The 26,228-nt window shown below is 74.2% G+C and carries 24 protein-coding genes and 1 pseudogene; 16 read left to right on the forward strand and 9 right to left on the reverse strand.

What is annotated here, in order from left to right; all coding sequences use genetic code 11:
- The coding region (locus tag APR03_RS03175; RefSeq protein WP_253832723.1) for an MBL fold metallo-hydrolase at positions 1–566 on the reverse strand (566 nt) is incomplete at its 3' end.
- Between the two features lie 130 nt (positions 567–696).
- Between APR03_RS03175 and APR03_RS03180 the strand changes: the two genes are divergently transcribed.
- The 4 genes and pseudogenes from APR03_RS03180 to APR03_RS25420 all read left to right on the forward strand — a co-directional run.
- Entirely contained in the window at positions 697–2,169 is a 1,473-nt protein-coding gene (locus APR03_RS03180) for a sensor histidine kinase (RefSeq protein ID WP_253832729.1), read from the forward strand.
- Positions 2,166–2,858 (forward strand): response regulator, encoded by a 693-nt coding sequence (locus APR03_RS03185; RefSeq protein WP_253832736.1) that lies wholly within the window; start codon positions 2,166–2,168, stop codon positions 2,856–2,858. Before APR03_RS03180 ends, APR03_RS03185 begins: the two co-directional genes overlap by 4 nt.
- Positions 2,859–2,935: 77 nt before the next feature.
- On the forward strand, positions 2,936–3,190 hold the full coding sequence (locus tag APR03_RS03190) for a helix-turn-helix transcriptional regulator (protein WP_253832738.1): 255 nt from the start codon (positions 2,936–2,938) through the stop codon (positions 3,188–3,190).
- Positions 3,177–3,461 (forward strand): annotated as a pseudogene (locus APR03_RS25420) (HipA N-terminal domain-containing protein); the annotation flags it as partial. The gene APR03_RS03190 and the pseudogene APR03_RS25420, both read left to right, overlap by 14 nt.
- Before the next feature lie 227 nt (positions 3,462–3,688).
- Here the strand turns inward: APR03_RS25420 and APR03_RS03195 are convergent.
- Complete coding sequence (locus APR03_RS03195) at positions 3,689–4,408, reverse strand: hypothetical protein (RefSeq protein ID WP_253832740.1); 720 nt, start codon at positions 4,406–4,408, stop codon at positions 3,689–3,691.
- Positions 4,409–4,727: 319 nt separating this feature from the next.
- Between APR03_RS03195 and APR03_RS03200 the strand changes: the two genes are divergently transcribed.
- From APR03_RS03200 to APR03_RS03235, 8 genes are all read left to right on the forward strand, one after another.
- Positions 4,728–5,627, forward strand: coding sequence for an ABC transporter ATP-binding protein (locus tag APR03_RS03200; protein ID WP_253832744.1), 900 nt, complete (start codon positions 4,728–4,730; stop codon positions 5,625–5,627).
- Positions 5,624–6,859 carry an ABC transporter permease gene (locus tag APR03_RS03205; RefSeq protein ID WP_253832746.1) on the forward strand — a complete coding sequence of 412 codons (1,236 nt, stop codon included), beginning with the start codon at positions 5,624–5,626 and terminating at the stop codon, positions 6,857–6,859. The genes APR03_RS03200 and APR03_RS03205 overlap by 4 nt, the downstream gene beginning before the upstream one ends.
- Positions 6,856–8,667, forward strand: a complete 1,812-nt coding sequence (locus APR03_RS03210) for an outer membrane protein assembly factor BamB family protein (protein ID WP_253832748.1) — start codon at positions 6,856–6,858, stop codon at positions 8,665–8,667. Before APR03_RS03205 ends, APR03_RS03210 begins: the two co-directional genes overlap by 4 nt.
- A gap of 29 nt (positions 8,668–8,696) precedes the next feature.
- On the forward strand, positions 8,697–10,313 hold the full coding sequence (locus APR03_RS03215; protein WP_253832750.1) for an outer membrane protein assembly factor BamB family protein: 1,617 nt from the start codon (positions 8,697–8,699) through the stop codon (positions 10,311–10,313).
- Between the two features lie 51 nt (positions 10,314–10,364).
- Positions 10,365–12,005 carry an outer membrane protein assembly factor BamB family protein gene (locus tag APR03_RS03220; protein WP_253832752.1) on the forward strand — a complete coding sequence of 547 codons (1,641 nt, stop codon included), beginning with the start codon at positions 10,365–10,367 and terminating at the stop codon, positions 12,003–12,005.
- Between the two features lie 68 nt (positions 12,006–12,073).
- Positions 12,074–13,735, forward strand: coding sequence for a hypothetical protein (locus APR03_RS03225; protein ID WP_253832754.1), 1,662 nt, complete (start codon positions 12,074–12,076; stop codon positions 13,733–13,735).
- Between the two features lie 45 nt (positions 13,736–13,780).
- Positions 13,781–14,566 (forward strand): deoxyribonuclease IV, encoded by a 786-nt coding sequence (locus APR03_RS03230; protein ID WP_253832756.1) that lies wholly within the window; start codon positions 13,781–13,783, stop codon positions 14,564–14,566.
- A gap of 42 nt (positions 14,567–14,608) precedes the next feature.
- On the forward strand, positions 14,609–15,463 hold the full coding sequence (locus APR03_RS03235; RefSeq protein ID WP_253832758.1) for an NAD-dependent epimerase/dehydratase family protein: 855 nt from the start codon (positions 14,609–14,611) through the stop codon (positions 15,461–15,463).
- A gap of 16 nt (positions 15,464–15,479) precedes the next feature.
- Here the strand turns inward: APR03_RS03235 and APR03_RS03240 are convergent, their stop codons facing one another.
- Complete coding sequence (locus APR03_RS03240; protein ID WP_253832760.1) at positions 15,480–16,064, reverse strand: TetR/AcrR family transcriptional regulator; 585 nt, start codon at positions 16,062–16,064, stop codon at positions 15,480–15,482.
- A 113-nt stretch (positions 16,065–16,177) separates the two neighbouring features.
- Here APR03_RS03240 and APR03_RS03245 point away from each other — a divergent pair, with 113 nt between their 5' ends.
- Together APR03_RS03245 and APR03_RS03250 are read left to right on the forward strand one after the other, a co-directional pair.
- Positions 16,178–16,735 carry a hypothetical protein gene (locus tag APR03_RS03245; protein WP_253832762.1) on the forward strand — a complete coding sequence of 186 codons (558 nt, stop codon included), beginning with the start codon at positions 16,178–16,180 and terminating at the stop codon, positions 16,733–16,735.
- A gap of 1 nt (position 16,736) precedes the next feature.
- Positions 16,737–18,179 (forward strand): dihydrolipoyl dehydrogenase family protein, encoded by a 1,443-nt coding sequence (locus APR03_RS03250; RefSeq protein ID WP_253832764.1) that lies wholly within the window; start codon positions 16,737–16,739, stop codon positions 18,177–18,179.
- A 13-nt stretch (positions 18,180–18,192) separates the two neighbouring features.
- Here APR03_RS03250 and APR03_RS03255 read toward each other — a convergent pair whose 3' ends face one another.
- Entirely contained in the window at positions 18,193–19,056 is an 864-nt protein-coding gene (locus tag APR03_RS03255; RefSeq protein WP_253832766.1) for a DNA/RNA non-specific endonuclease, read from the reverse strand.
- A 56-nt stretch (positions 19,057–19,112) separates the two neighbouring features.
- On the opposite strand from APR03_RS03255, the gene APR03_RS03260 reads away from it, so the two are divergent.
- Together APR03_RS03260 and APR03_RS03265 are read left to right on the forward strand one after the other, a co-directional pair.
- Positions 19,113–21,839 (forward strand): phosphoenolpyruvate carboxylase, encoded by a 2,727-nt coding sequence (locus APR03_RS03260; protein WP_253832768.1) that lies wholly within the window; start codon positions 19,113–19,115, stop codon positions 21,837–21,839.
- 118 nt (positions 21,840–21,957) lie between these two features.
- Positions 21,958–22,767, forward strand: coding sequence for a sirohydrochlorin chelatase (locus tag APR03_RS03265; RefSeq protein WP_253832770.1), 810 nt, complete (start codon positions 21,958–21,960; stop codon positions 22,765–22,767).
- A 10-nt stretch (positions 22,768–22,777) separates the two neighbouring features.
- Here the strand turns inward: APR03_RS03265 and APR03_RS03270 are convergent, their stop codons facing one another.
- The 5 genes from APR03_RS03270 to APR03_RS03290 are packed head-to-tail and all read right to left on the reverse strand — an operon-like array spanning position 22,778 to position 26,206.
- Positions 22,778–23,710, reverse strand: a complete 933-nt coding sequence (locus APR03_RS03270; RefSeq protein ID WP_253832771.1) for a 5'-3' exonuclease — start codon at positions 23,708–23,710, stop codon at positions 22,778–22,780.
- Positions 23,711–23,748: 38 nt separating this feature from the next.
- Entirely contained in the window at positions 23,749–24,183 is a 435-nt protein-coding gene (locus tag APR03_RS03275) for a fluoride efflux transporter FluC (RefSeq protein ID WP_253832773.1), read from the reverse strand.
- Positions 24,180–24,647: a fluoride efflux transporter FluC gene (locus APR03_RS03280; protein ID WP_253832775.1), complete on the reverse strand. Its 468-nt coding sequence runs from the start codon at positions 24,645–24,647 to the stop codon at positions 24,180–24,182. The genes APR03_RS03275 and APR03_RS03280 overlap by 4 nt, the downstream gene beginning before the upstream one ends.
- A gap of 50 nt (positions 24,648–24,697) precedes the next feature.
- Entirely contained in the window at positions 24,698–25,159 is a 462-nt protein-coding gene (locus tag APR03_RS03285; protein WP_253832777.1) for a universal stress protein, read from the reverse strand.
- A 24-nt stretch (positions 25,160–25,183) separates the two neighbouring features.
- On the reverse strand, positions 25,184–26,206 hold the full coding sequence (locus APR03_RS03290) for a sigma-70 family RNA polymerase sigma factor (protein ID WP_253832779.1): 1,023 nt from the start codon (positions 26,204–26,206) through the stop codon (positions 25,184–25,186).
- Positions 26,207–26,228: the final 22 nt, after the last annotated feature.

Consider the following 26,228-nt stretch of genomic DNA (forward strand, 5'->3'; position numbering starts at 1 on the left):
AGGACGCCGCGGCCTTGGGCGCCGGCGGCCCAGTGGGCCACGGTGGAGCCGGGGAAGTGTCCGCCGGGCTGGGTCAGGGTGATGCCGGGCAGGATCTGGAGGTCGGTCTTCCAGGTCTGGACGGCGGGGTCGGTGCGGGCCAGCCAGTCGGCGTCGTCCTGGGCGACCAGGATCGGCACGCCGCCCAGGCGGCGGCTCCATTCGACCTGGACGCCGTACATGTGGGGGTGGCTGGCCACGATGCAGGCCAGGCCGCCGAGGTCTTGGACGGCGGCCACGGCGGTGTCGTCGAGGTAGCCGGGTACGTCGAACAGGAGGTTGCCGGCGGGGGTGCGTACGAGCTTGGCGGTGGGGCCGATGCCGACGTCGGGCACGGTGGTCAGGCCGTACAGGTCGGGTTCGAGCTCTTCGACGGCGATGCTCTGCCCGGCCGCGGCCAGCTCCTCCAACGTCGTCCAGTGCTGCCCGTCGGCGGGCACCCACTGGCGCTCGTCGGCGCACACGGCGCACACGTCGGGGCGGGACTCGTGCTCCACACCGCAGGTACTGCAGATCCAGAACGTCATCGGGCTTCCCTTCGTGAAGACTGATGCCGTCACACTGCGCCACCGCGCGCCCCCTGTCCAGCAGGTTTTTCGCCGTCGTCTCCGCCTCCAGGCGGAAGCGCGGGCGCCCGTGGCTTCCTAGGCTGGGGTCATGTCCGACGCACCACCGCCCGCCGACGCACGGCGTCCCGGCACGCCGCCGTCCGCCCCGAGCCGCCCCGCCGAGGGTGTGGCCGGCCGCGTGCTGGACTGGTTCGGCGTCGACTCCGACTGGGAGCGCGTACCCGCGGGCCGCGACGCCTACCGGCGCGACCTGATGCTGGGCGCCGCCTTCATGGTGTTCGCCGCGATCTCGGTGGAGCTGGGCCGCAGCATGGGGCTGTTCGACGGCACCCGGCACCCCCTCTGGCTGATCTTCGTGTTCGGGGTGGTCAGCATGGTGCCGCTGGCCTGGCGCCGCCGGTACCCCCTGGTGTCGGTGGTGCTCGTGTACGGGATGTGGCTGGGCATCGGGCTGACCCTGCCCGAGGTGACCGTGCTCATGCCCATGCAGATCATGTACTTCGTGGCCCTGTTCACCGCGGTGGCATGGGCGCGGGACCGGCGCGCCATGCTCGTGGTGGTCGCCGCGTGCGTGCTCGCGATGTTCTCCTGGGTGATCTGGATGTTCGCGGTCCAGCAGGGGATGGAGAACATCCTCGAGGAGTACCCGACGCGCGCGGACTGGCCCGGCACCGTCGAGCCCTACCTCGCCAACGCGATCTACCAGTTCGTCATGAACGTCGCGTTCTTCGGCGGCGCGGTCGTGGCGGGGCAGATGCAGTGGAACGGGGCCCGACGGCGGCAGCTCCTCGCCGACCAGGCGGTCACCATCGAGAAGCAGGCCGACGCGCTCACCGACCAGGCGGTCGTGGCGGAACGGGTGCGCATCGCCCGTGAGCTGCACGACGTCGTCGCGCACCACGTGTCCGTGATCGGCATCCAGGCCGCGGCCGCGCGCCGGGTGCTGGGCCGCGACCCCGCGCGGGCCGAGGAAGCCCTCGTCACGATCGAGCGCGAGTCGCGCGAGGGCGTGGCGCAGATGCGCAACCTGGTGGGCACGCTCCGTGCGGTGCCCGACGGCGACCCGCGGTCGGCCTCCCGGTCCCCCGAACCGGGCCTGGCCGACCTGCCGGCTCTCGCCGCCGCCGACCACGACGGCCTCGACACGGCGTTCCGGCAGGTCGAGGAGCCTCCGGGCATCGCGGCCGAGGTGCCCGAACCCATGGGGCTCAGCCTGTACCGCACCGCACAGGAGGCGATGGCGAACGTGCGCAAGCACTCGACGGCCCGGTCCGCGACGGTGACGCTCCGCGTGGTGCGCGAGGCGGCCGACCCGGCGGGCGAGCGGTTCGCGCACGGCTTCGCCGAGGTGGAGGTGCTGGACGACGGCCGGCCGCGCCACGGCACGTCCGGCTCCCGGCTCGGGCTGCTCGGCATCCGGGAGCGCGCGGCGACCCACCAGGGCGTGGTCGAGATCGGTCCGCGGGCGACGGGCGGGTTCCGCGTGCGCGTGCGGCTGCCGCTGCCGGCCCCCGACCCGGCCCCGGCCGCCCTCGAGACGCGGACGGAGGCGGCCCGGTGACGCGCGTGCTGCTGGCCGACGACCAGGCGCTGGTGCGGTCGGGCTTCTCCCTCATCCTCTCGGTGGACGACGACGTGGAGGTGGTCGGCGAGGCGGGTGACGGCGCCGCCGCGATCGAGCTGACCCGCGAGCTCCGGCCCGACATCGTGCTGATGGACGTGCAGATGCCGGTCATGGACGGCATCGAGGCGACGCGCCGGATCGTCGCGGAGGACCTCGCGAAGGTGCTGGTGCTGACGACGTTCGACCACGACGAGTACGTGTTCGACGGGCTCGCAGCGGGCGCCTCCGGATTTCTGCTCAAGAACTCCGACCCGGAGCACCTGGTCGAGGCCGTGCGCACCGTGGCGGCGGGGCACGCGCTGCTCGCCCCGCAGATCACGCGCCGCGTGATCGAGCAGATGGTGGCGGGCGAACGGACCGTGGGCGCCGCCCGGTCGGCCGCGTCGTCCGGCGCGCCGGAGCCGGCCGGCCCGGCCGTGGTCCCCGCCGGTCTCGCGCAGCTCACCCCGCGCGAGCGGGAGGTGCTGGAGCTCGTGGGTACGGGCCTGTCGAACGCCGAGATCGCCTCGACGCTCTACCTCGGCGAGGCGACGGTGAAGACGCACGTGTCGAACGTGCTCGCCAAGCTGCACCTGCGCGACCGGGTCCAGGCCGTGGTGCTCGCACACCGCGCGGGCCTGGTCTGAGCCGCCTTGGCGAAAATGTCACCGATCGGTGACATGCACCCATGGTGACAACGATCGTTGACATCCGAGGGGGTTCGATGCGGGTCTCCAACGCCGCCGACGTCGGCGCGGTCCTCCGAGACGGTCGGCAGCGCCAGGGCATGACCCAGGCCCAGCTCGCGGAGGTGGTCGGGACGTCTCGCGCCTGGATCGTCGCCGTCGAGGCGGGCTCGCCCAATGCACGCCTCGACCTGGTGCTCCGCGCCCTCCAGTGGGTTGACCTCGCGGTAGACGTCGCCCCGGACCGGGCCGGTGCGGAGCTGGACCGCCTGCTGGACCGTGACGACGGCTGACCGACTGACCGTCTGGCTCGACGGACGAGTTGCCGGTCGTCTCGACCAGTCGGACGACGGCACGCTGGCATTCAGATATGACGACGACTATCGCCTCGGCGTGAGCGCGACCCCCCTGTCCGTGTCGTTGCCGATCGCCCGACGCGATCACGCGGATGCGGCGATCCGACCGTGGATCGACAACCTGCTGCCGGACAACGGTGACGTTCGGGCGCGCTGGGCACGAGAGTTCGACGAGCGTCGCGTCACGGCGTTCAACCTCCTCAAGCACAGGGGCGCGGACTGGCGTTCGCGGATGCGGTCGACCGTGCCGGGCCTGCCATCGCGCCGGAGGTCGCGCGCCGTTTCAAGGACGGAATCGCCGGTCTCAACGCGCGCTCGAAGCCCTCCTGACCCGGTTCTGATACGCGCGCCGGAAAGCGGGAACGTCTCGGCGTTCCCGCTTTCCGTGGTGAATTGTCGCCGCTCCCCTTTCCGGGAAGACGGGCATTTCCGAGATTACGCGGAGGTGCTGCCCGACGGTTCCGGCGTCGGCTCTTCTGACGGCGGGTCGGACGGCTCCGGAGACGGTTCGGTGGACGGCTCCGGGGTCGGCTCGGGCGTGGGTTCCGGCGTCGGCTCGGGCGTCGGCTCGGTGCTCGGCTCCGTGGGCGGCGGCTCGGTCGGCTCGGTCGTCGGCGGGTCCGACGGTTCCGGGGTGGGCGTGGGTTCCGGCGTCGGCTCCGGTGTGGGGGTCGGCGTCGGGGTGGGGGTGGGCGTCGGCTCCGGGCTGGGCGACTGCGTGGGCGGCGTGGTCGGCCGCACGGGCGTGGGGGTCGGCGTGAACGACGGCGGCGCGGGCTGCGTCGGCGAGGCACCGTTGCCCAGGTCGATGCCCGGCAGCGGCGCGTTCGTGAAGCTGCTGCCCGGGGTCGCGGGCCGGTCGGCCATGTGCCGGGGCACGTACTCCGTGGCCGGCGGGGTGTAGGTGAACGGGCTGGGCTGTGCGTCCGGCTTGGCGCGGACGTCCACCGTGCCCCCCTCCCCCGGCTGGGCACCCGGGTCCCGCTTCACCATCATCGGCGGCAGGCCCTGCAGCACGTCGGGCAGGGCCGCGGGCCCCGCCGTCGTCTCGCGGTCCTGCGAGTGTCCGGACGGCTGCACGGCCACGGCACCCACGATCCCCGCCGTCAGCACCATGGCCGCGGCTGTTCCAGTGACGATCAGACGGTTGCGCACGCTTTGCTCCCCCTGCGGGCTCAGATACTGCGAGGCGCCCTCCGGAGTGCGGTGCTGGTATCTCCGTACCGGGCTGTCGAACCATTCAGCGCCGCCTCTTTCTCGCGACGTTCCGCTCGGGACAATACGTGGCAGAACGGCATCGGCAACCGGGGCCTGTAATACCAGGTCAATGCCGGTTCATTCACCAATGGAACGGTCCAGGATGCCGTTTTTCCGGTATTTCGCCGGAGTCTTCTTCGCGAGCCCGTCCGGAGGTGGAGCCGGTTCCGCCTCGCGGTGGATCCGTGCCCGCGCCGGGCGGCCTAGCGTGGCCGTCATGAGCGATCTGGAGGTGCGGGACCTGACCCGCGTGTTCGCCTCGGGCGGCACGGCCCGGCGGGCGGTGGACGGCGTCAGCTTCACGGCGACGTCCGGCCTGCTCACGGGCTTCGTCGGTGGCAACGGCGCGGGCAAGACCACGACGATGCGCATGATCATGGGCGTCCTGGCGATCACGGGCGGCGAGGTGCTGTTCGACGGCGCCCCGGTCACCCGCGCGGACCGGCGCGAGTTCGGCTACATGCCCGAGGAGCGCGGCCTGTACCCGAAGCAGCCGGTGCTCGACCAGCTCGTCTACCTGGCCCGGCTCCGCGGGATCGCGCCCGCGGCGGCGCGGCGGGAGGTGCTGGAGCACCTGGACCGGCTGGGCCTCGCCGACCGGGCCAAGGAGCACGTCGAGAAGCTGTCGCTCGGCAACCAGCAGCGTGTGCAGATCGTCGCCGCGATCATGGGGCAGCCCAAGGCGCTCGTGCTCGACGAGCCGTTCAGCGGCCTCGACCCCGCGGCCGTCGATGCGATGGCCGACCTGCTGCGCGAGCACACCCGCCGCGGCGTGCCCGTGCTCTTCAGCTCGCACCAGCTCGACCTGGTCGAGCGTCTGTGCGAGCGGCTCGTCATCCTCGGCGGCGGCCGGGTCCTGGCGAACGGGACCCCCGACGAGCTGCGCTCGTCCGGCGTCACGCGGCACCGGCTGGTGCTGTCCGGGGACGCCGGCTTCGTGCGCGGCGTCCCCGGCGTCCGCGCCGTCGACGTGGACGGCGCCGTCGCTCTCCTCGAGCTGGACGACGACGCGGCCGCGTCCCGCCTGCTGTCCGCCGCCCTGGAGCGTGGCGCGGTGCACGAGTTCTTCCCCGTCCGGCCCACGCTGGCCCAGATCTACCGTGAGGTAACCGCATGACCGGCCCGACCCGCGCGGGGGACACCGCGCGCAACGCCTGGATGGTGGTGGCCACGCGCGAGATCGTCGTGCGGGCGCTCAACAAGGGCTTCGTCATCGGCCTGCTGGTCACCATCGCGCTGATCGGCGGGCTGATCGGCTTCACGTCGTACATGGAGAGCCGCACGGAGTCGTTCGACGTCGCGGTGGTCGCCGGCGACGAGTCAGCCGCGACCGCGCTGGACTCGCTGGCGGACGGGCGGGGCGCGGCGTCGTCGGACGACTCGGTCGAGGTCACCGTGGTGCGGGTGGACGACGCGGCCGCGGCCGAGGCCGCCCTGGCGGACGAGACCGCGGACGCCTGGCTCAGCTCCGCCGCGGGTGGCGACGGTGAGTGGACCCTGTCCGGCTGGCGCGAGCCCGACGGCACCCTGGCCCGGCTCGTCGGCACCACCGTGCGCGGCCAGGTGCTCGCCGACCGTGCCGCCGGCGTGGGGACCAGCATGGACGACCTGACGGCGGGCAGCGAGGTCGTGACCGAGCGCCTCGACGGCAACCCGGTGGACCCGCAGGTCGTGTTCGTCGCGGGCTTCGTGCTCGCCTTCCTGTTCTTCATGGGCGCCGTCGGCTCGGGCTCGATGATCGCCGGCAGCGTGATCGAGGAGAAGCAGTCCCGCCTCGTCGAGATCATCGCCACCGCCGTGCCGCTGCGACAGCTCCTGGCGGGCAAGATCGTGGGCAGCTCCGTGATCGCGCTGGGGCAGAACCTCGTGCTCGCCGGTGTGGGCCTCGTCGGCGCCTCGTTCACGGACCTGTCGTCGATCCTGCCCTCGATGACGGCGAGCATGCTGTGGTTCGTCGTCTTCTTCACCGTCGGGTTCGTGGCGGTAGCGGCGCTCTACGCCGTGGCGGGCTCGCTCGCGTCCCGCACCGAGGACCTGCAGTACACGACCAGCCCGCTGATGATGCTGCTCATGGCCGTCTACATCGTGACGTTCTCGGCCGACGGCGTGCTCGAACGCGTCCTGTCCTACATCCCGCCGGCGTCGATCGTGTCGATGCCGGTGCGGGTCCTGGCGGGCGACACGCTGTGGTGGGAGCCCCTGCTCTCGCTCGCGATCCTCGTCGCCACCACGGTCGGTGCCGTGCTGCTCAGCGAGCGTGCCTACCGCGGGGCGCTGATGCAGACCGGCGGGCGCGTCTCCTGGAGGTCGGCCATGGCCGCGGAGCGGGGCACTACCCTCGGGGCGTGACCGATCGCACCCCGCACGACGACGCCGCGCCCGGGAGCTCCGACCCCGAGAAGGTGCACACCTTCGACCTGATCGACGAGGTCCCGGGCGTGTCCGACAGCGCGCCCGGCACCGACGGCACCGACCCGGACGACACCGAGCCGGGCGCCGGGCCCGACACGCAGGCCGACGAGGCGGCCGGGGCGCCCGGGCCGCGGGAACCCGGCCGGGCGGCGCTCGCGCTGGGCAGTGCCCGCGCCGCCACCGGCCGGACGGCGCGGCGTGCCCGGGCGGCCGTCCGGCGTCGGCTCCCGACGAGCCGCCGCGGCCGGGCGCTCCTGGTGGGCGGCACGGCGGCCGTCGTCGTGCTCGCTGTCGCGGGGGCCGCCCTGGTGGACGCGCAGGTGCGTCACCGCGACCTGCTCGCCGCACCCGGTGGCGTGCGCAGCCTCGCGGAGCGTCCGGCGGAGCAGTGGGAGCTCGACCTCGAGAACCCGATCTCCGCGACGCTGGTGCGGATGCCGGGGGTGCTCACGGTCGTCGGCGACGGGAAGGTGCAGGGGGTGGACCCCGCGTCGGGCGAGGTGCGGTGGACGGTCGACGTCGGCGAGAACGCGTGGTGCGGCCCGACGCCCTGGGTCGGGATCGGCGGCCCGGCCACGACGGGCCCGGCCGACCCGCTGGTCTGCGTGACGTTCAGCGACGGCACGGACGAGGCCGGGCCCGAGCAGGGCGTGACCGTCGTGGACCCGGACGGCACCGTGACCACGCGGGAGCTCGATCCGGGCGGCCACGTGGTGCCGGGACCCGACGGTGCCCTGGTCCACCTGGAGCCCGTGGGCCAGGTACCGGAACAGGAGCCCGTCGTGGTCGACAAGACCGGCACCGCGCACCTCCCCAAGGACTTCGTCGCCCCGGACGTGACGGTCCGGGTGGAGGACGCCGCGACAGGGACGGAGCGCTGGAGCGAGACCCTCTCGGCCGGTGAGCCCGAGGCGAGCTCCTGCCTCACCTACAACCAGGTGGGCGACGACGCCCCGGTCCCGCTGCTGGACGTCCGGGGCGGGCTGAACGCGAACCTGGAGCAGGGGATCCTGGACATCGACGGGTGCGGCGTCTCGGCGGCGTTCCTGCTCGACGGCACGCGCCTCGACGACCCGGCACACGCGGGCGACCTCGAGGCGGGCGCCGCGGTGGGCCAGTTCACCGCCCTGCCCGACGGCGGCTGGGTGGGCCCCGACCAGACGGACGCCCCGGCGGGCGAGACCAGCCTGCCCAACCAGGTCGCGCACCTGCCGCACGGCGAGACGGTGTCGCTGGGCGGCCAGGCCCTCGTGCCGTGGGCCACCGACGGTCGCGACCCGGGTCTTCTCCTGGTGCGGGCCGGCCTGAACACGGTGGCCCTGTCCACCGACGAGCGCGACGCGGGCGCGGTGCTCTGGACGGCGCGCCTGCTGCGCGGGACGGACCTGCTCGCCCGCGTCGGGGGCACCGCCGTGCTGGTCGACGAGCTCGGCGCGGTCCGCGCCGTCGACCTGGGCACCGGGGCGGAGCGCTGGGTGCTCGACCCCCAGGTGCTCGGGTTCGAGGGCGGCGTGTGGGACGCGGGGTCCACGATCTTCGGTGCGTACACCGACGGCGACGTGCTGCTGCTCCCGGTGACCGCGGACCCGCACGGCGGCGCGTCCGGGCTGCACCTGGTGGCCGTCGACCTGCGCGACGGGACGGTCCGCTGGGAGATCGAGCAGGAGACGCCGTACACGCAGGTGGTGAGCGTGGACGGCCACCTCGCGCAGATCACGCAGCAGGGCGTCGTGGGCCTGGGCTGACGGCCGGCGCCCGGGGGTAGGCTCCCGCCATGCCCCGGCCGGACCCGCAGGAACCCGTCGTCTTCGAGCTGGTCGAGGGAGACCCTGCCGAGGACGGTGCCGGCGGCGCCGAGGGCACCGGTCCCGACGACACGGGCGCCGCCGCCTCCGGGAGGCGTCGGCTCCGCCTTCCCGACCTGCCCCGGCGCACCTGGCTGACCGTGGCCGCGGTGGCGGCCGTCGTCGCGGTGACGCTCACGACGGCCGGCCTGGTGCGCGACCACCAGCGGGCGGAGCTGATGCGCACCTCGCCGGTGGGCGTGGCGTCGCTCGCCGACCCGCCGGAGGAGGTCTGGACGCTCCCGTTCGACCGTGCCTTCGGGCGGAGCGACTTCGTCGACCAGCCGACGGTGGTGATGGACGGCCTGCTCGTGCTGCTGCCGACCGTGCGCCGGGACTACTTCGTGCTGCCCCCGGCGACCGGCGCCGCCGATCCCGCCCCGGCCGGCTTCGACGACGTGACCGCCGTCGACCCCGCCTCGGGTGAGGTGGCGTGGCAGGTGCCGGTGGGCGAGGACCCGGAGTGCGGGCCGAGCGGCTACGACGCGACGATCCGCACGGGGCTGCTGACGTGCGTCCAGGGGCCGCCGGACGCCCGCGAGGTGCTTGCGATCCAGCCCGACGGCGGCACGTCGCTCCGCCGGGCCGGGCTGTCCGACGACGAGCAGCTCGTCCCCGGGCCCGCGGGCCTCGTGGTCCGGCTGCGGCGGCTCGGCGACCCCGTCGAGCCGCCGCCCGCCCCCGTGTGCGATCCCGAGGGCGTCTGCGACTCGCTGCTGCTCACCGAGGGGCGCGACGTGCGCGTGACCGGCGAGGACCCGCTGACCGGCGCCGAGCTGTGGCGGGAGCGTGTCGCGTTCGAGCCGCGGGAGGCCGCCAGCTGCTTCACGCCGTGGACCGGCACCGACGGTGCCCAGGAGCTGGACCTCGACCACGTGACCGCGAGCGCGGGCGCGGAGACGGTGGCGGTAGAGGGCTGCGGCGTGCAGGCCACGTTGTCGGCGGACGGCGTGCGCCTGGACACCGCGGGCGAGCGACAGGCGGGGCGGCCCGCCTGGGTCACGGAGCTCGGCTCGGGGCGGTTCGCCGTGGAGTCCGGCTCGTCGACATCATTCCTCGTGGACGGGGCCGGCGCGGTCCTGGGCACGGTCGCGGGGTACCCGCAGCCCGTGGAGGCGTCCCCGGACGCTCCGGACGACCTGCTGTTCCCCAGCTCCATGAATGGTGCCGGGTTCGACGCCGTCCGCGAGGACGGGACGGTCCTGTGGACGGAGCGGTACGCGACGCGCGTGCTGCTCTCCGCCCGGGACGTGGTGGTCGCGGACCGCGGCAGCAAGCTCGTGGGCCTGGACCGGGACACGGGTGCGGAGGTCTGGGAGTGGGAGCACGACGACCCGCGCGGCCTGGGCCTGTTCCGGACGGTGACGGACGGCGAGACCGTTGCCTCCGTCTACCTGCCGCAGGACGACGCGGCCCGGGGAGAGCTCGTCGCGATCGACCTCGCCACGGGCAAGGAGCGCTGGGCCGTGCCCGTCGCGGGCCCGGTCGTCGCCGTCGACGGCAACCTGGTCGCGATCACGCCGAACGGTCTGCACGGCCTGGGGTGACCTTCCCGGCGAGGGCTGTCCCGCGTGGCGGGCCGCACTACGCTCGGCCGCATGGCGCGCGAACCCGCCGACGGCGACGCGTTCGTCTTCGACCTGGTCGGCGACGACGCGCCTGCCGACGCGGACCCGGGCCCGGGGGCACCTCCGCCGTCCGACGGACCGGGCCGCAGGCGGCGGTTCGCGGCCCAGACCGCCGCGGTCCTCGCGATCGTGCTCGGCACGGGTGTCGCCGTGGACGGCGCGCGCGACCACGCCCGGATGGAGCGCATGCGGGACGTGCCCGGCGGGGTCGCGGACCTGTCGTCGCCGCTCGTGGAGGCCTGGGCGTGGAGCGGCAGCGTCGGCCCGGGCGAGAGCACCACGGACGTGGCGGTGCTGGGTGACGTGCTCGCCGTGGAGTCCGACGACGGCCTGGTCGCCCTCGACCCCGGCTCCGGCGCCGTGGCCTGGACGGTCCCGCTGCGGGAGGACGCCGACTGCGGGCCCATGGTGCCGCCGACCTCGCCGGACCCGGCGACGTCCGCGCTGGTGTGCCTGCAGGGTACGGGCGCGGACCGGGAGGTGGTGGCGGTCGGTCCGGACGGCGTGCTCTCCGCGTCCCGGCCGCTCGACGCCTCGGACTCCCGGCGGTACGGCCTGCCGCACACGGGCCCGGACGGGACGGTGCTGCGGGCCCGGCGCGTGGGGCCGCCGTCGGCCGTGGACCTGGGCGACGCCCGGTGCACGCCGGCCGGGGACTGCACGGGGACGGTCGAGGCGGGCCGCGACCTGGTGCTCCGCGCCGAGGACGCGGCGACGGGCACGGAGCGCTGGAGCGTGACGGTGCCGTTCCGGGCGGTCGACGCGACGCAGTGCACGGGTACCTTCGGCGCCTCGTGGGGCCGGTCCGAGACCCGGCTGGTGATCAACGGCCTGCTGACGCCGGACACCTTCGGCGGCCGCGTCACGGCCGGGCTGGTGGAGCTGACGGGCTGCGGCGTGCAGGCCGCCGTCACGCCACGCGGCAGGGTGCTGAGCACCGGGGCGGAGCCCGGGCGGGGCGGCGTCACGCGGCTCGGGGGCGGCTACGCCGCCACCCGGTTCGACGGCGTGCCCCGCGCCACCCTCTACTCGGCGGACGGCGCTCGGCTGGGCGAGGTCACCGGCTACCCGCTCGCCCCGCAGGCGACCGACGAGGCCGAGCGGGCCACCGTGCTCGGGGTGGACGAGCCCGGCCGGCGTCTGCGCGCGTACGACGGCGACGGGACGCCGCGCTGGGACGTGGTGCTCCAGTCGGGCGGGCAGCAGTTCCTGGCGCAGGTCGGCGGCACCGTCGTGGTCTCGACCGGCGCGGGGTCGGTGCGCGGCCTCGACCTCGGCACCGGCGAGGAGCGGTGGGTGTGGGACGGGTCCGTCCCGTCGTCGCCCGCGGACGACGGCGGGTACTTCGGGACCGCTTCCGTGGTGCAGGCCTTCACGGACGGCGAGACGGTGCTGCTGCTGACCGAGGGCGACACCGGCGGCACGCACGGTCTTGTCGCGCTGGACGCCGACACCGGCGCGGTGGTCTGGGACCGGCCGGGTGGGGCGGCGGTCACCACGTTCGACCCGGCCGCGGGCGGTCTGGGTGAGCAGGGGGTGGTCGGCGGGCTCGTCGCGGTCGACGGCACGCTGCTGGAGGTCACGCCGCGCGGAGTGCGCGCCCTGCGCTGAGCACCGGTTCCGGTGAGCTCGTCCGGTTTCCGGTGAGAACCCGACGTCCGCGACATACCCTCGATCGCATGACGCGTGATCCGGAGCCGGGTGGTGCCTTCGTCTTCGACCTGGTCGACGACGCGGAGGGTCCCGCAGACCCGTCCGGGGGAGCCGGCGCGGGTGGTTCGGACGACGGCCCCGGCGACCGTGCGGCGGACGGTCCCGGGGCCGAGGGGGAGGGCGCCGGGCCGGTGCAGCCGCCGGCTCGCGACCGCGGCCGGTACCTCCGCGTCGTGGGCCCGGTCGCGGCCCTGCTGGCGGTGGTGCTCGGTACGGGCCTCGCGGTCGAGGGGGTGCGGGACGGCGCCCGCATGGAGCGGGTGCGCGAGGTGCCCGGCGGTGTGGTGGACCTGTCGGTGCCGCTCGAGCAGACCTGGGAGTGGCGGGGCGACGTCGGCCCCGAGCAGACGGCCGACGACTGGCCCATGACGGTCGTGGCGGTGCTCGGCGGCAGCATCGTCTTCCCCTCCGACGAGGACGTCGTGGCGCTCGACCCGGCGTCGGGCGACCTGCTCTGGACGGTGCCCCTGGGGGACAACCCCATCTGCGGGCCGCTGGGCGCCGTGCACTGGGGCGAGGTCACCGCCCGGCGCCTGACCTGCGTGGCAGGCCCGCCGCTCGCGCGGGTGGCACGCGTGATCGAGGCGGACGGCACGGTCTCGGCCGAACGCACCCTGGACGCGGCGGACGACGCCCGCTACGGCTCGGTGCGGCCCGGGCCGGACGGCCTGCTGGTGCGCGCGCGCCGCGTCGGTCCGCCGGACGCGGTCGACGTGTCCGCCGCCCGGTGCACCGACGACGGGTGCACCGGCACGGTCGAGGACGGGCGTGACCTGACGCTCCGCGCGGAGGAGGTGGGCACGGGCGAGGTGCGCTGGACCGTGACGGTGCCCTTCCGGCCCACGGGTGCCGACCTGTGCACGGGCTGGTACGAGAGCTCCTGGAGCGGCGGGAACCAGAACCGGACCTATGACAGCACGATCGACGCCGAGTCGTTCGGCGGGACGGTCACCGACGGTCTGGTGCAGCTGCAGGGCTGCGGGGTCGAGTCGGCGGTCACGCCGGACGGGGTGGTGTTCGGTCTCGACCAGGATCCCGGCACCTGGGGCGTCACGGACCTGCGCGGTGGCGGGTACGCAGTGTTCGAGGGTGACGGCCGGACCGTGCTGCGCGACGCTGCCGGCGACGTGGTCGGGGAGACCGAGGGCTACCTGACGCAGGCGACCGCCGACGACGGGACCGCACCGGAGGTGCTGCTGACGACGACCGAGGAGGAGCGGTCCGCCGTCGAGCCGGACGGGACGACGCTCTGGACGGACGACACGGCAGGGGTCTGGCAGCTCTTCCTCGCCCGGGTGGGCCGCACCGCCGTGGTGCAGACGATGGCCGGCCTGGAGGGGCTGGACCTCCGGACGGGCGAGACCCTCTGGGAGACGGTGGACAGCGAGCAGGTCGGGTTCGGCGTGCGGGCGTTCACCGACGGCCGCTTCGTGATGCTGTCCGACATGTTCGGCGGCGGCCCGGCGATGCGGGTCGTGGACCCGGTCTCCGGCGACGTGCTGTGGGAGCGGGCGCTGCCCGGGGCGGACGTCCGGACCGGGCCGTGGGCGGACCCGGACAGCGCGCTGGTGGCGGTGGCCGGTCACGTCGTGCAGATCACCGCGGGCGGGGTGCGGGGGCTCGGCTGAGCCCTCGTCCGCCGGAGTGTCGGTGACCCGTCCTAGGGTGGGGTCATGGTGAAGATCGGCGCGCACGTGGACCTGTCCGACGCGATCGGGGCGGCGAAGGCCCTCGACGCGGACGCGGTGCAGGTGTTCCTGAGCGACCCACAGGCGTGGAAGGTTCCCGAGCTGCCGTACGAGGGTGGTGCGGAGGCGTTCCGCGCCGACGTCGAGGCGGCGGGCCTCGACGTCTACGTGCACGCGCCCTACGTCATCAACGTGGCCTCCACCAACAACCGCATCCGTATCCCGAGCCGCAAGCTGTTGCAGCAGATCATGGACGGCGCCGCGGCCGTCGGCGCCAAGGGCGTCGTCGTGCACGGCGGCCACGTCACCGCGAACGACGACCCGGCCAAGGGCTTCGACAACTGGCGCAAGGCCATCGACGCGCTCGAGACCGACGTGCCGGTGCTCATCGAGAACACCGCGGGCGGGGACTACTCCATGGCGCGCCGCCTGGAGCGCATCGAGCAGCTGTGGGCGGCCGTGACCGCGGCCGACGGGGGCGACGACGTGGGCTTCACGCTCGACACGTGCCACGCGTGGGCCGGCGGCATCGATCTCGCGACGGCCGCCGAGCAGATCCGCGCGATCACGGGCCGCATCGACCTGGTGCACGCCAACGACTCCCGCGACGTGGCCGGCTCCGGTGCCGACCGGCACATCAACTTCGGCCAGGGGAACATCCCCGAGGACCTGCTGGTGGGCGTGATCGCCGCGGCGGGCGCCCCGGTGATCTGCGAGACGAAGGGCGACATGGCCCCGGACATCGCCTGGCTCCGCGCCCGACTGGGCTGACCCCGCTTCCCCGGACGGGGTCCGTCGGGCAGGATCGGGCGCATGGCGACGACGCAGCGGGTAGTGGTCACGGGGGCGAGCGGGAAGCTCGGCCGGTTCGTGGTGGAGCACCTGGCGGACGCGGGGTACTCCGTGGCGGCCACCGACCGGGTGGCGCCCCCGGCGGGCAGCCCCGGCGACTTCACGGTGGCGGACCTGACCGACCTCGGCCAGGTCGTCGAGCTGCTGTCGGGTGTCGACGAGCGGCGCCCGGCCGACGCCGTCGTCCACCTGTCCGCGATCCCCGCCCCCGGGCTGGCGACCAACGCCGCCACCTTCCGCAACAACGTGCCCGGCACGTACAACGTGCTGCGCGCCGCGCAGGTGGTGGGCATCCGGAACATCGTGACCGCCTCGTCCGAGACTGTGCTGGGCCTGCCGTTCGACGTGCCGCCGCCATACCTGCCGGTGGACGAGGAGTACGACGTGCTGCCGCAGTCGACCTACTCGCTCGGCAAGTCGCTCGAGGAGGAGATGGCGCGGCACTTCACGCGCTGGGACCCCGCGCTGAAGGTCGCGGCCCTGCGGTTCTCGAACGTGATGCGCCCGGAGGACTACGCACAGTTCCCGTCCTGGCAGGACGACGCACGGGCCAGGCGCTGGAACCTGTGGGGCTACATCGACGGCCGCGACGGGGCGCAGGCCGTGCGCCGCGCCCTGGAGGCGGACTTCACGGGTTTCGAGGCGTTCGTCATCGCGAACGCCGACACCGTGATGGAGCGCGACTCGGCCGACCTGGCCGCAGAGGTCTTCCCCGACGTACCGCACAAGCGCCCGATCCAGGGTCGGGAGACGCTGCTGAGCATCGACAAGGCGCGCCGCGTGCTCGGGTACGCCCCGGAGCACGGCTGGCGCTGACCCGCCCCCGCGCGGCCTAGGCGGCCGCGCGCTCCGCCGAGCCGACGACGGCCCGGCAGCTCCGCAGGAACGAGGCGGCGACCCTGCTCGGGTCGCCGAGGTAGCCGGCGACCATGACACCGTCGCGCAGCAGGACGAGGTCTTCGGCGACCGCGTCGGGGTCCGCGAGGCCGAGCGGCTCCACGAGCCGCACGAACGCGCTCGCCCACCACGCGCGGTGCGTGTCGACGACGCGCCGCACCGCGCTGTCCGGGTCGGCGTACTCGGCCGCCGCGTTGATGAACGGGCAGCCGCGGAAGCCCGGCGTGCACGCCATGGTCCCGGTGTGGTCGGCCATGAGGCCGAGCGTGACGTCGACGTCCCCGCCGCCGTAGGCGATGGCGGCGTCGACCCCCTCGCGCTCCTGTGCGGCCCGGTGCTCCAGGTAGGCGACCACGAGGTCGTCCTTGGTGGGGAAGTGCCGGTAGAAGGTGACCTTGGTGGTGCCGACGCGCTCGATCACCTTGTCCGCGCTCACGGCGCGCAGGCCGTGCGCGTAGAAGAGCTCGTTCGCCGCCTCGATCAGCCGGTCCCGCATGGATCCCCGCACGGTCGCGATCATACGTGCCTCCTTCTCGTCGTCTCTTGCGCCCTGGCGTCCGGGTGTGTACCGTCAGCCTAGGTAGAGTAACTAGTAAGTCTACCTGGTAGGTCAATCCTCTGGAAGGGAAGCTCATGTCGACCACCGCGGAATCTCCCGCAGCCACCGCGACCGCGCTGCGAAACCTGTACCTCGTACGGTTCGGCTTCGCCATCGTCTGGGCGGTGCTGCTGTTCCTCACCGGCTCCGCGCTCGGACCGGTCAGCATCCCGCTGCTCGTGCTGTACCCGCTGTTCGACGTGGCCGCCGCCGTCGTCGACTTCCGGTCCTCGAAGGCGGCACGGCCCACCGTGGGTCTGTACTTCAACATGGCGCTCAGCCTGCTGACGACGATCGGCCTGATCGTGGCCGTCACGTCCGGCATCCCCGCCGTGCTGCGCGTCTGGGGCGTGTGGGCCATCACCGCCGGCATCGTCCAGCTGATCGTCGCGATCATGCGGTACCGCCTCGGCGGCCAGTGGCCGATGATCCTCAGCGGCGGCATCTCGGTGTTCGCCGGCTCCGGCTTCTTCGCGATGGCCGGCGGCCCGAACGCGATGCTGACCTCGCTGGCCGGGTACGCGACCCTCGGCGGCATCTTCTTCCTGGTCTCCGCGCTCCGCCTGAACAGCGTCGCCAAGAAGGAGAGCTGACATGACCGAGCAGATCTTCGACGCCGTCGTCATCGGCGCCGGACCCGTCGGCGAGAACGTCGCCGACCGGATCGTCCAGGGCGGCCTCACGGTCGCGATCGTGGAGCGCGAGCTCGTGGGCGGGGAGTGCTCCTACTGGGCGTGCATGCCCACCAAGGCCCTGCTGCGCGACGCCGCCGCGCTGCGCGCGGTCCGCAGCCTGCCCGGGGCGCGCGCCGCCGTCACCGGTGAGCTGGACACGGCCGCCGTGCTGGCCCGCCGCGACGCGTTCGCCGCGCACTGGCACGACGACGGTCAGGTCGACTGGCTGAACGGCGCGGGCATCACCCTCGTCCGCGGTACGGGGCGCATCAGCGCCGCCCGCACCGTCGAGGTGACCGACGCCGAGGGCGCCACGACCGTGCTGCGGGCGCGGCACGCCGTCGTCGTCGCGACCGGGACGAGCGCCCGCCTGCCGGAGATCCCCGGCCTGGCCGACGCCGCGCCGTGGACCAGCCGGGAGGCCGCGTCCGCGCAGGCCGTGCCCGGGCGACTCGCGGTGATCGGTGGCGGCGTGGTCGGCACCGAGATGGCGACCGCCTACGCGGCGCTGGGTGCCCAGGTCACGATGATCGCCCGCGACGGGCTGCTGCCCGCGGTCGAACCGTTCGCGCGGGACCACGTGGCCGAGGCGCTCAAGGCGCACGGCGTGGCGCTGCACCTGTCCGTCGGCCCGGAGCGGGTCGACCGGAACGGCGACGGCACGGTGCGCACGACGCTCGCGGACGGCACCGTCCTGGAGACCGACGAGGTGCTGGTCGCGACCGGCCGCACGCCGAACACGACCACGCTGGGCCTGGACCACGTCGGGCTGACGCCGGGCGACTGGCTCCGCGTGGACGACTCCCTGCGCGTGCTCGGCACCGAGGGCGAGCCGGTCGGCGACGGCTGGCTCTACGCGGCGGGCGACGTCAACCGGCGCGCCCTGCTCACGCACCAGGGCAAGTACCAGGCGCGCGCGGTGGGCGACACGATCGTTGCCCGCGCGCAGGGCGCCGACGTGGACCTCGCGCCCTGGGGCCGCCACGCGGCCACGGCCGACGAGCGCGCCGTGCCGCAGGTGATCTTCACCGACCCGGAGATCGCGAGCGTCGGGCACACCGCCGCCTCCGCCCAGGCCGCCGGGCTGCGCGTGCGCGCGGTCGAGTACGACCTGGGTGCCGTCGCGGGCGCGTCCCTGCACGCCGACGGCTACACCGGGCGTGCCGCCATGATCGTGGACGAGGACCGGAAGGTGGTCGTCGGCTTCACCGCCGTCGGGCCGGACGTGGCCGAGCTGCTGCACGCCGCCACGATCGCCGTGGCGGGCGAGGTGCCGATCGACCGCCTCTGGCACGCCGTGCCGGCCTACCCCACCGTCAGCGAGATCTGGCTCCGGCTCCTGGAGACGTACGGTCGCGACTGACGACGTGGCCGGCTCAGGGCAGCGTGATCTCGGCGGGCGTGCGGATCTCCGACCACGCCCGCGCCCGGGGGAGACGCTGGACGGTGATGTCCGTGGGCCGGCTGCCTGCGGGCGTGACGTGCGGCCCGGCCAGCACGTCCGCCCGGGGCAGCGGGCCCAGGTCCAGCCGGGTCAGCGCGGCGACGTCGGGCACCGGGACCTGGTAGGTCCGGAACGGCCCGAGCGGCGGGATGTCGTCCCGGGCGAGCGCCTGGGCAGTGATCTCGGACAGCCGGGCGTCGTCGAGCTGGGGCGTCTGGTCGAGCACGAACGCGGTCGACCGCAGCACGTCGCCCGGACCGACCCACGCGACGACCTTCCAGAACAGCCGCGGGATGCGCACGCCGCGGTAGGGCGGGTCGTCCGCCCCGAAGACGGGTCCGGTCTGGACGACGATGCGGTGGTCGTACGCCGCCGCGTACGCCAGCACGTGGTCCTCCAGCCCGTTCCACAGCTCCTTGGACTGGTTGAACCTGTTCACCTGCGGCGCGGCGTTCGGGTACCGGAACGTGTCGCGGTTGGCGCGCGCCGCCGTCTCGGCGTCGCCCCAGACCGGGTCGAGGCGCCGCACGAGATGACCACGGTCCAGCGGGTTGCGCGCGTAGAGCTCCGCGCCGGCCTGCTCGCCGGCCGCGACGCGGTCGTCCAGCCGCCAGCGCCCGCTGCGGGGCAGCGCGAGGAGCGCGGCGCCGTCGACGGCGCAGACCGTGGCCGCCGCCAGCCGGCGGACCGGGTCCAGGAGCACCGAGAAGTGCGTGTAGTGGAGCACACGGACCTCGCCCGGCGGGACGGGGAGGGGTACGCCGAGCCCGAGAAAATCCGCGTCGTAGCCGGTCACAGGCCGACAGCCAACCAGAGTCCCGCAGGTCATGACCAGACCAACAATCGGACACGATGAACGGGCATTGGCAATCTCGGCCTAGGCTCAGGCTCGTGAGTGAATCAACTCAGACCGTCCGCGGCAATGCCCGGCACGAGGTACCCGACCCGCTGCGCGAGGACGTACGCCTGCTCGGCGGGCTGCTCGGCAGGATCCTGCGCGAGGACGGCGGCCAGGATCTCCTGGACGACGTCGAACGCCTCCGCGAGCTGACCATCCGCGCCTACGGCGACCCGTCGCCGCAAGCCCTGGACGAGGCGGCCGCCGTCGTGGCCTCCTTCTCCGTGGAGCGCGCCGAGCAGGTCGCCCGCGCGTTCACGTGCTACTTCCACCTCGCGAACCTCGCCGAGGAGTACCACCGGGTGCGTGTGCTGCGCTCGCGCGAGGCCGAGACGCAGACCGGGCCGGCCGTCCTGGAGGACACCATCCCCGCGGCGTTCGCACGGCTCACCGAGGAGGTGGGCCGGGACGAGGCGCTGCGCCGCCTCGGCGAGCTCGAGTTCCGGCCGGTGCTCACCGCCCACCCCACCGAGGCCCGCCGCCGGGCCATCAGCGGCACCATCCGCCGCATCTCCGACCTGATCGCCGAGCGTGACACCCGCCGCCTCGGCGGGGTGACCCTCGCGGAGAACGAGCGACGGATCCTCGCCGAGATCGACACCATGTGGCGCACCGCTCCCGTGCGGACCAGCAAGCCCTCGGTGATCGACGAGGTCAAGACCGTCATGGGTGTGTTCGACGCCGTCCTCGTCGACGTCTTCGGCGACGTCTACCGGCGGCTCGACGACTGGCTCCTCGCCGACGACGCCGGCCGCGCCACGCCCGTCGCCAAGCCCTTCGTGAAGCTCGGCACCTGGATCGGCGGCGACCGCGACGGCAACCCGAACGTCACGGCCGAGGTCACGCGCCAGGCTGCCACGCTCGCCGCGGAGCACGCGCTCGCGGCGCTGGAACGCCTCGCGGTCGAGACCGGCCGCAAGCTGACGCTCGACGCCGAGGGCACCACTCCCTCGCCGGAGCTGAACGCCCTGTGGCGGCGCATCCGGCAGCTCTCCGAGGACGTGGCCCGCCGCGCCGAGGAGGCCTCGCCGAACGAGCCGCACCGCGCGGTCATGCTCGCGATCGCCGAGCGGATCGGCGCGACCCGCACGCGGGACGCCGACCTGGCGTACGCCGACGCGGAGCAGCTCGAGGCCGACCTGCTCGTGGTGCAGGCCTCCCTCGTGGCCACCGGCGCGGCGCGGGCCGCGTACGGCGACCTGCAGCGCCTGGTCTGGCAGGTGCAGACCTTCGGGTTCCACCTGGCCGAGCTCGAGGTGCGGCAGCACTCGCAGGTGCACGCCGCGGCGCTCGACGAGATCCGCGAGCTCGGCGTGGACGGCGCCCTGAGCGACCGCACGCGCGAGGTGCTCGACACCTACCGGGCGCTCGGGGCCATCCAGCACCGGTTCGGCGAGCGCGCCGCACGCCGCTACATCGTCTCGTTCACGCAGGCCCCGGAGCACCTGGCCGCGGTCTACGAGCTGGCCGCGCACGCCTTCGCGCACGACCCGGACAACGCGCCCGTGATCGACGCGATCCCGCTGTTCGAGACCTTCGCGGACCTCCAGAACTCGGTGCCGATCCTCGAGTCGATGCTCACGCTGCCCGCCGTGCAGAAGCGCCTGGCGGAGAACGGGCGCCGGGTCGAGGTCATGCTCGGCTACTCCGACTCGTCCAAGGACGTCGGACCCGTGGCGGCCACGCTCGCCCTGCACGACGCCCAGTCGCGCATCGCCGAGTGGGCCCGCGCCAACGACCTCAGGCTCACGCTGTTCCACGGCCGCGGCGGTGCGCTCGGCCGCGGCGGCGGCCCCGCCAACCGCGCGGTGCTCGCCCAGCCGCCGCACTCGGTGGACGGCCGGTTCAAGCTCACCGAGCAGGGCGAGGTCATCCTCGCCCGCTACGGCGACCCCGTCATCGCGTCCCGGCACATCGAGCAGGTCGCCGCGGCGACCCTGCTCGCGTCGGCGCCGTCGGTCGAGGCCGTCAACGAGACCGCCGCGGCGAAGTTCGAGTCGCTCGCCGCCTCCCTCGACGCCACCTCGCGCACCCGGTTCCACGAGCTGGTCAAGGCCGAGGGCTTCCCGCAGTGGTTCGCCCAGGTCACGCCGCTCGAGGAGGTCGGCCTGCTGCCCATCGGGTCGCGGCCGGCCAAGCGCGGCCTCTCGGTCAACTCGCTCGACGACCTGCGCGCCATCCCGTGGGTGTTCTCCTGGTCGCAGGCCCGCATCAACCTCGCGGGCTGGTACGGGCTGGGCACGGCGCTCGCCGAGGTCGGCGACGTCGAGCTGCTGCGTGCCGCGCGCGCCGAGTGGCCGCTGTTCGCCACGATGCTGGACAACGTGGAGATGTCGCTCGCGAAGACCGACGAGCGCATCGCGGCGCAGTACCTCGCCCTGGGCTCGCGCGACGACCTCGCCGCGCTGGTGCTGGACGAGCTCCGCCTCACGCGCGAGTGGGTGCTCAAGATCAGCGGCAACACGTTCCCCCTGGAGAGCAAGCGCGTGCTCGGCCGAGCCGTGCAGCTGCGCTCGCCGTACGTCGACGCGCTCTCGCTGCTCCAGGTGCGTGCCCTGCGCGGCCTGCGCACGGGGGCGGACGGCGGCTCCGCGGTGGACGGCGACTACGCGGGCCGGCTGCAGCACCTGCTGCTGCTGACGGTCAACGGCGTCTCGGCGGGCCTGCAGAACACGGGGTGACCCTGGCCGGCCGCCAGGTCGGTCCCTTGCCCCGAGATCGGTCCATCGAGCGACCGATCTCGGGGCAAGGGACCGACCTCGGCGCCTCGGGCTGACAGCTGGGATGAGGGGAGACGCGATGGGTGCGGTACTGGTCGGGACGTCCCACGGGACCGACGACCCGGCAGGTCAGGCCGCGGTGCGGGCCTTGCTCGACGGTGTCCGCGCGGCCCGGCCCGGGCTGGACGTCCGCGAGGCGTTCGTCGACGTGCAGCAGCCGGAGGTGGGTGACGTGCTCGCCGAGGCGGTGCGCGACGCCGGGGCGCTCGGCGGATCCGGACCTGCCGCCGTGGTGGTGCCGCTGCTGCTGTCGACCGGGTACCACGTGCGGCACGACATCGCGCAGGCGGTCGCGGCCGTCAACGACGCGGCGGCTCCTGCGGCCGGCGCTGCGCCTGCCCCGGGCGCTGCGGCCGGCCTGACCCGCGTGGCGGTCGCCGCCGAGCCGCTCGGCCCGCACCCGCTGCTCGTGGACATCCTGGCCGACCGGTACGCCGCCGCCGAGGCGGCGCACGGCCCCTTCACGTCGGACGACGCCGTGGTGCTCGCCGCCGCGGGCTCGTCGGTGCCGGCCGCCGCGACGGCCGTCGAGGAGGTCGCGAGCGCGCTGGCCCAGCGGCTCGGGCGCCGGGTGACACCCGCCTACGGTGCGGGCGCCGAACCGCGCGTCCCGGCAGCGGTGGCGGCGGCGCGGGCCGCGACGCCGGGCACCGCACGCGTCATCGTGGTGTCCTACCTGCTCGCGCCCGGATACTTCCTGGACCGGGTGCTGGAGGCGGGCGCCGACGTGGTGACCGACCCCGTGGCGGGCCCGGCGGGGGCCGAGAAGGCCGACCCGCGCCTCGTGCAGGTGGTGCTGGACCGGTACGACGCGGCGCTCGGCGCCTGACGCGCCGGCGTCACACCCAGCCGAAGGCCTGCCGCACGCGCTCCACGCTGGACCGCAGGCCCCATCGCGCGGTCAGGGCGTCCAGCGCCTCCGGATCGGCCGGCGCCTTCGGTACCGCCGGGTCGAACGGGGGCACGGCCGCGTCGCGCGCCACCTGCACGACGACGGGTGCCACCCGCAGGTACTCGTCGGCCTCCTGCAACCGCCGGCGCTGCGTGGCGGTGAGCCCCTTGTCGCCGTCGTCCCGCGCGGCCAGGATCCCGGCCAGCGTGCCGTACTGCGCGAGCATCTTGGCCGCCGTCTTCTCGCCGATGCCGGGCACGCCCGGCAGACCGTCGCTCGGGTCGCCCCGGAGCGTCGCCATGTCGGCGTACGCCTGGCCCGACGCCACGCCGTACTTCGCGGCCAGCCGCTCCTCGTCGACCACGTCGGGGTCGCGTACCCCGCGCGCGGGGTAGAGCACGCGCACCCCGGCCGCGTCGTCGACGAGCTGGAAGAGGTCGCGGTCCCCCGTGACGATGTCGACGGGGCCCGCGTCCTGCTCCACCGCCCGCGCCGTCAGGGTGCCGATGACGTCGTCCGCCTCGTAGCCGGGCACGCCCACGCGTGCGATGCCGAGCGCCGCGAGCACGTCCACGATCACCGGGACCTGCGCGAGCAGGTCCGCCGGCACCTCCTCGATCCCGGTGGTGCCCGGCACCTCCTGCGCGACCCGGTGCGCCTTGTAGCTGGGGATGGCGGCCACGCGGAACGCGGGCCGCCAGTCGTCGTCCCAGCACGCCACCATGCGGTCCGGGCCGTGGGTCGTGGCGAGCCACGCGATCGTGTCCAGCAGGCCGCGCACCGCGTTGACCGGCACGCCGTCGGGCGAGCGCAGCGAGTCGGGCACGCCGAAGTACGCGCGGAAGTACAGCGAGGCGGAGTCGAGGAGCATGAGGCTCATGGAGGGAAGCCTGCCACGGGCCACCGACACGCGGCCCGTCAGCCGGACAGCCCGCCCACCGCGGCACCCACCGCGATACCCACCTGGATACCCGCCGCGGCTGCCAGCACGGTCGCCACCAGCGTGCCGAGCGTGTTGCCGAGCGCGAGGTGCAGGCGCCCGGACTGCGCCAGCCGCACGGACTCTACGGTGGACGTGGAGAACGTGGTGTACCCGCCGCACAGGCCCACCATCAGCGGGTACTGGACCAGGTGCGCCACCTCCGCGGGCACCCCGAGCGGCGTGAGCGTGGCCACGAGGGTGGAGAACACGCCGATGAGGAACGAGCCGCTCACGTTCACCACGACGGTGCCCCACGGGAAGCCGCCACGGTGCCGGGACCGGATCTCGCCGTCGACCATGAACCGGGCGGCGGCGCCCACCCCGCCGCCGAGGCCGAACAGCGCGAGGTCGAGCAACGAGAACTCGATCACAGGCTCCTCCGTCGGCGGTCGGTGCGCGTCGCGAGCGCGATCCCGGCGAGGCAGGCCGCGGTACCGCCGGCGAGGGTGAGCACCACGTAGAGCAGGGCGATCCACGGCACCCCCGCGGCGAGCAGCTCCTGCGTGTCCAACGCGAGCGCGGAGTACGTGGTGAAGCCGCCGAGCACGCCCGTGCCGATGCCGAGCCGGATCTTGCGCCGCCGCACGGTCTCGCGACCGCGCCGGGCGAGCGCCTCCAGGAGGTAGCCCAGGGCGAAGGCACCGAGCACGTTCACGAGGAGCGTGCCGAGCGGGAACCACAGGACCGCGTCGGCCGTGCCAGGGAAGAGCGTGATCAGCGGTACCTGGAGGTACGTGGCCCACCCGCCGACGAGGACGCGGGCGACCGAACCGCACGCGCCGCCGAGCGCGACGAGGCCCACGTACCGCCAGTCGCGGTGCAGCGGTCGGGTCACGCGGCGGGTCCCCTCGGGAGTGGTCGGCAGGCCTGTGGAGAATCTAGCGCTCACGGCGCCGTGACCGTCTCGGGGAGCACCACGACGGGCCGCGCCTGGTTGTGGATGAGCCGACCGGCCACGGTGCCGCCCACGAGGTTCGTGGTCCAGCCTCGCAGGCCGGACCGGTGCGCCCCGACCACGATCATCACGGCCCCCACCTCGTCGGCGACGCGGCCGAGCTCGACGGCCGGGTCGCCCGCGCCGCGGTGCGCGCTCCACGGCAGGCCGACGTCGGCCATGGCCCGGTGCAGCCCGGCCAGGACGTCCGCCCCGTACGCGTCGGACGACACCGCGATGTCGGGGTCCACCGACACGGTGAAGCCCCGGGAGTCCGAGACGGCGGTCTCGTCGACCCACACGCAGACGAGCTCGATCAGACTTCCCCCCAGGGACTGGACGAGCGACGCTGCCCGCCGGGCCAGGTCCGGATGCTTGTGGTCCACGCCGACCACCACGGATCGCACAGTCACCCTGGTGAGGGTATTGCCAAAACGTCAGTCGAGGTGGTCCGGCAGGCCGAAACGCGAGAACCACTTCTCCGTGTCGAGGAACGTGGTGATGCCCGTGATGTGCGTGCCGTCGTTCTCCAGCACCACGATGCCCCACGGGAAGTGCCCGCCCTTCGGGTCCGCCCGGTACTGCGCGAACCCCGGGGTGCCGTTGACGTGCACCGGTACGCAGCGCGAGCCCTCGCACTCGCTGCCCGGGCCGAGCATCCAGGCCTGGATGTTCTCGATGCCCTCCAGCCACATGGCGTACGGCGGCATGTTCATGACCGCGTCCTCCCGGAGGAGGTTGGCCAGGGCCGCCATGTCGTACCGCTCGAACGCCGCGACGTAGCGCTCCAGCAGGTCGGACTCGTCCGCCGTCGCCGGCGCGGGGGCTGTCGAGGCGTCGGACCGGTCCGGCGCCTTGTCGGCGAGCGTGGCCCGGGCGCGCTGCAGCGCGCTGTTCACCGAGGCCACCGTCGTGTCCAGCAGCGCGGCGACCTCCGTGGCGGGCCAGCGCAGCACCTCGCGCAGGATGAGCACGGCGCGCTGCTTGGCGGGCAGGTGCTGGAGCGCGGCGACGAAGGCGAGCCGGACCGACTCGCGCGCGACGGCGGTGTCCGCGGGGTCGCTCGCGCCGGGCAGCACGTGGTCCGTGGGGACCGGCTCCACCCAGGCGTACTCGGGCAGCACCGTCGCGAGGCTCTCCTCCACCGGGTCGGCTGCGGCGCCGAGACCCATGGGACGCTCACGCTTGGCCCGGCTCGAGCCGAGCTGGTCGAAGCACACGTTGGTGGCGATGCGGTAGAGCCACGTGCGCAGCGAGGAGCGGCCCTCGAACCGCTCGTAGGACCGCCAGGCGCGCAGGAGGGTCTCCTGCACCGCGTCGTCCGCGTCGAACGCGCCGCCCAGCAGCCGGTAGCAGTAGCCGGTGAGCTCGCGGCGGTACGTCTCGAGCTGTGCCGAGAGCTCGTCCGTCGCCAGGGCCGCACCGGTGCCTTGCCCAAGATCTGACGCTGTCTGTGCCATGGATCACACGGTACGCGCGACC

It is taken from the genome of Promicromonospora thailandica (assembly GCF_024171955.1).
Taxonomy (GTDB): Bacteria; Actinomycetota; Actinomycetes; order Actinomycetales; family Cellulomonadaceae; genus Promicromonospora; species Promicromonospora thailandica.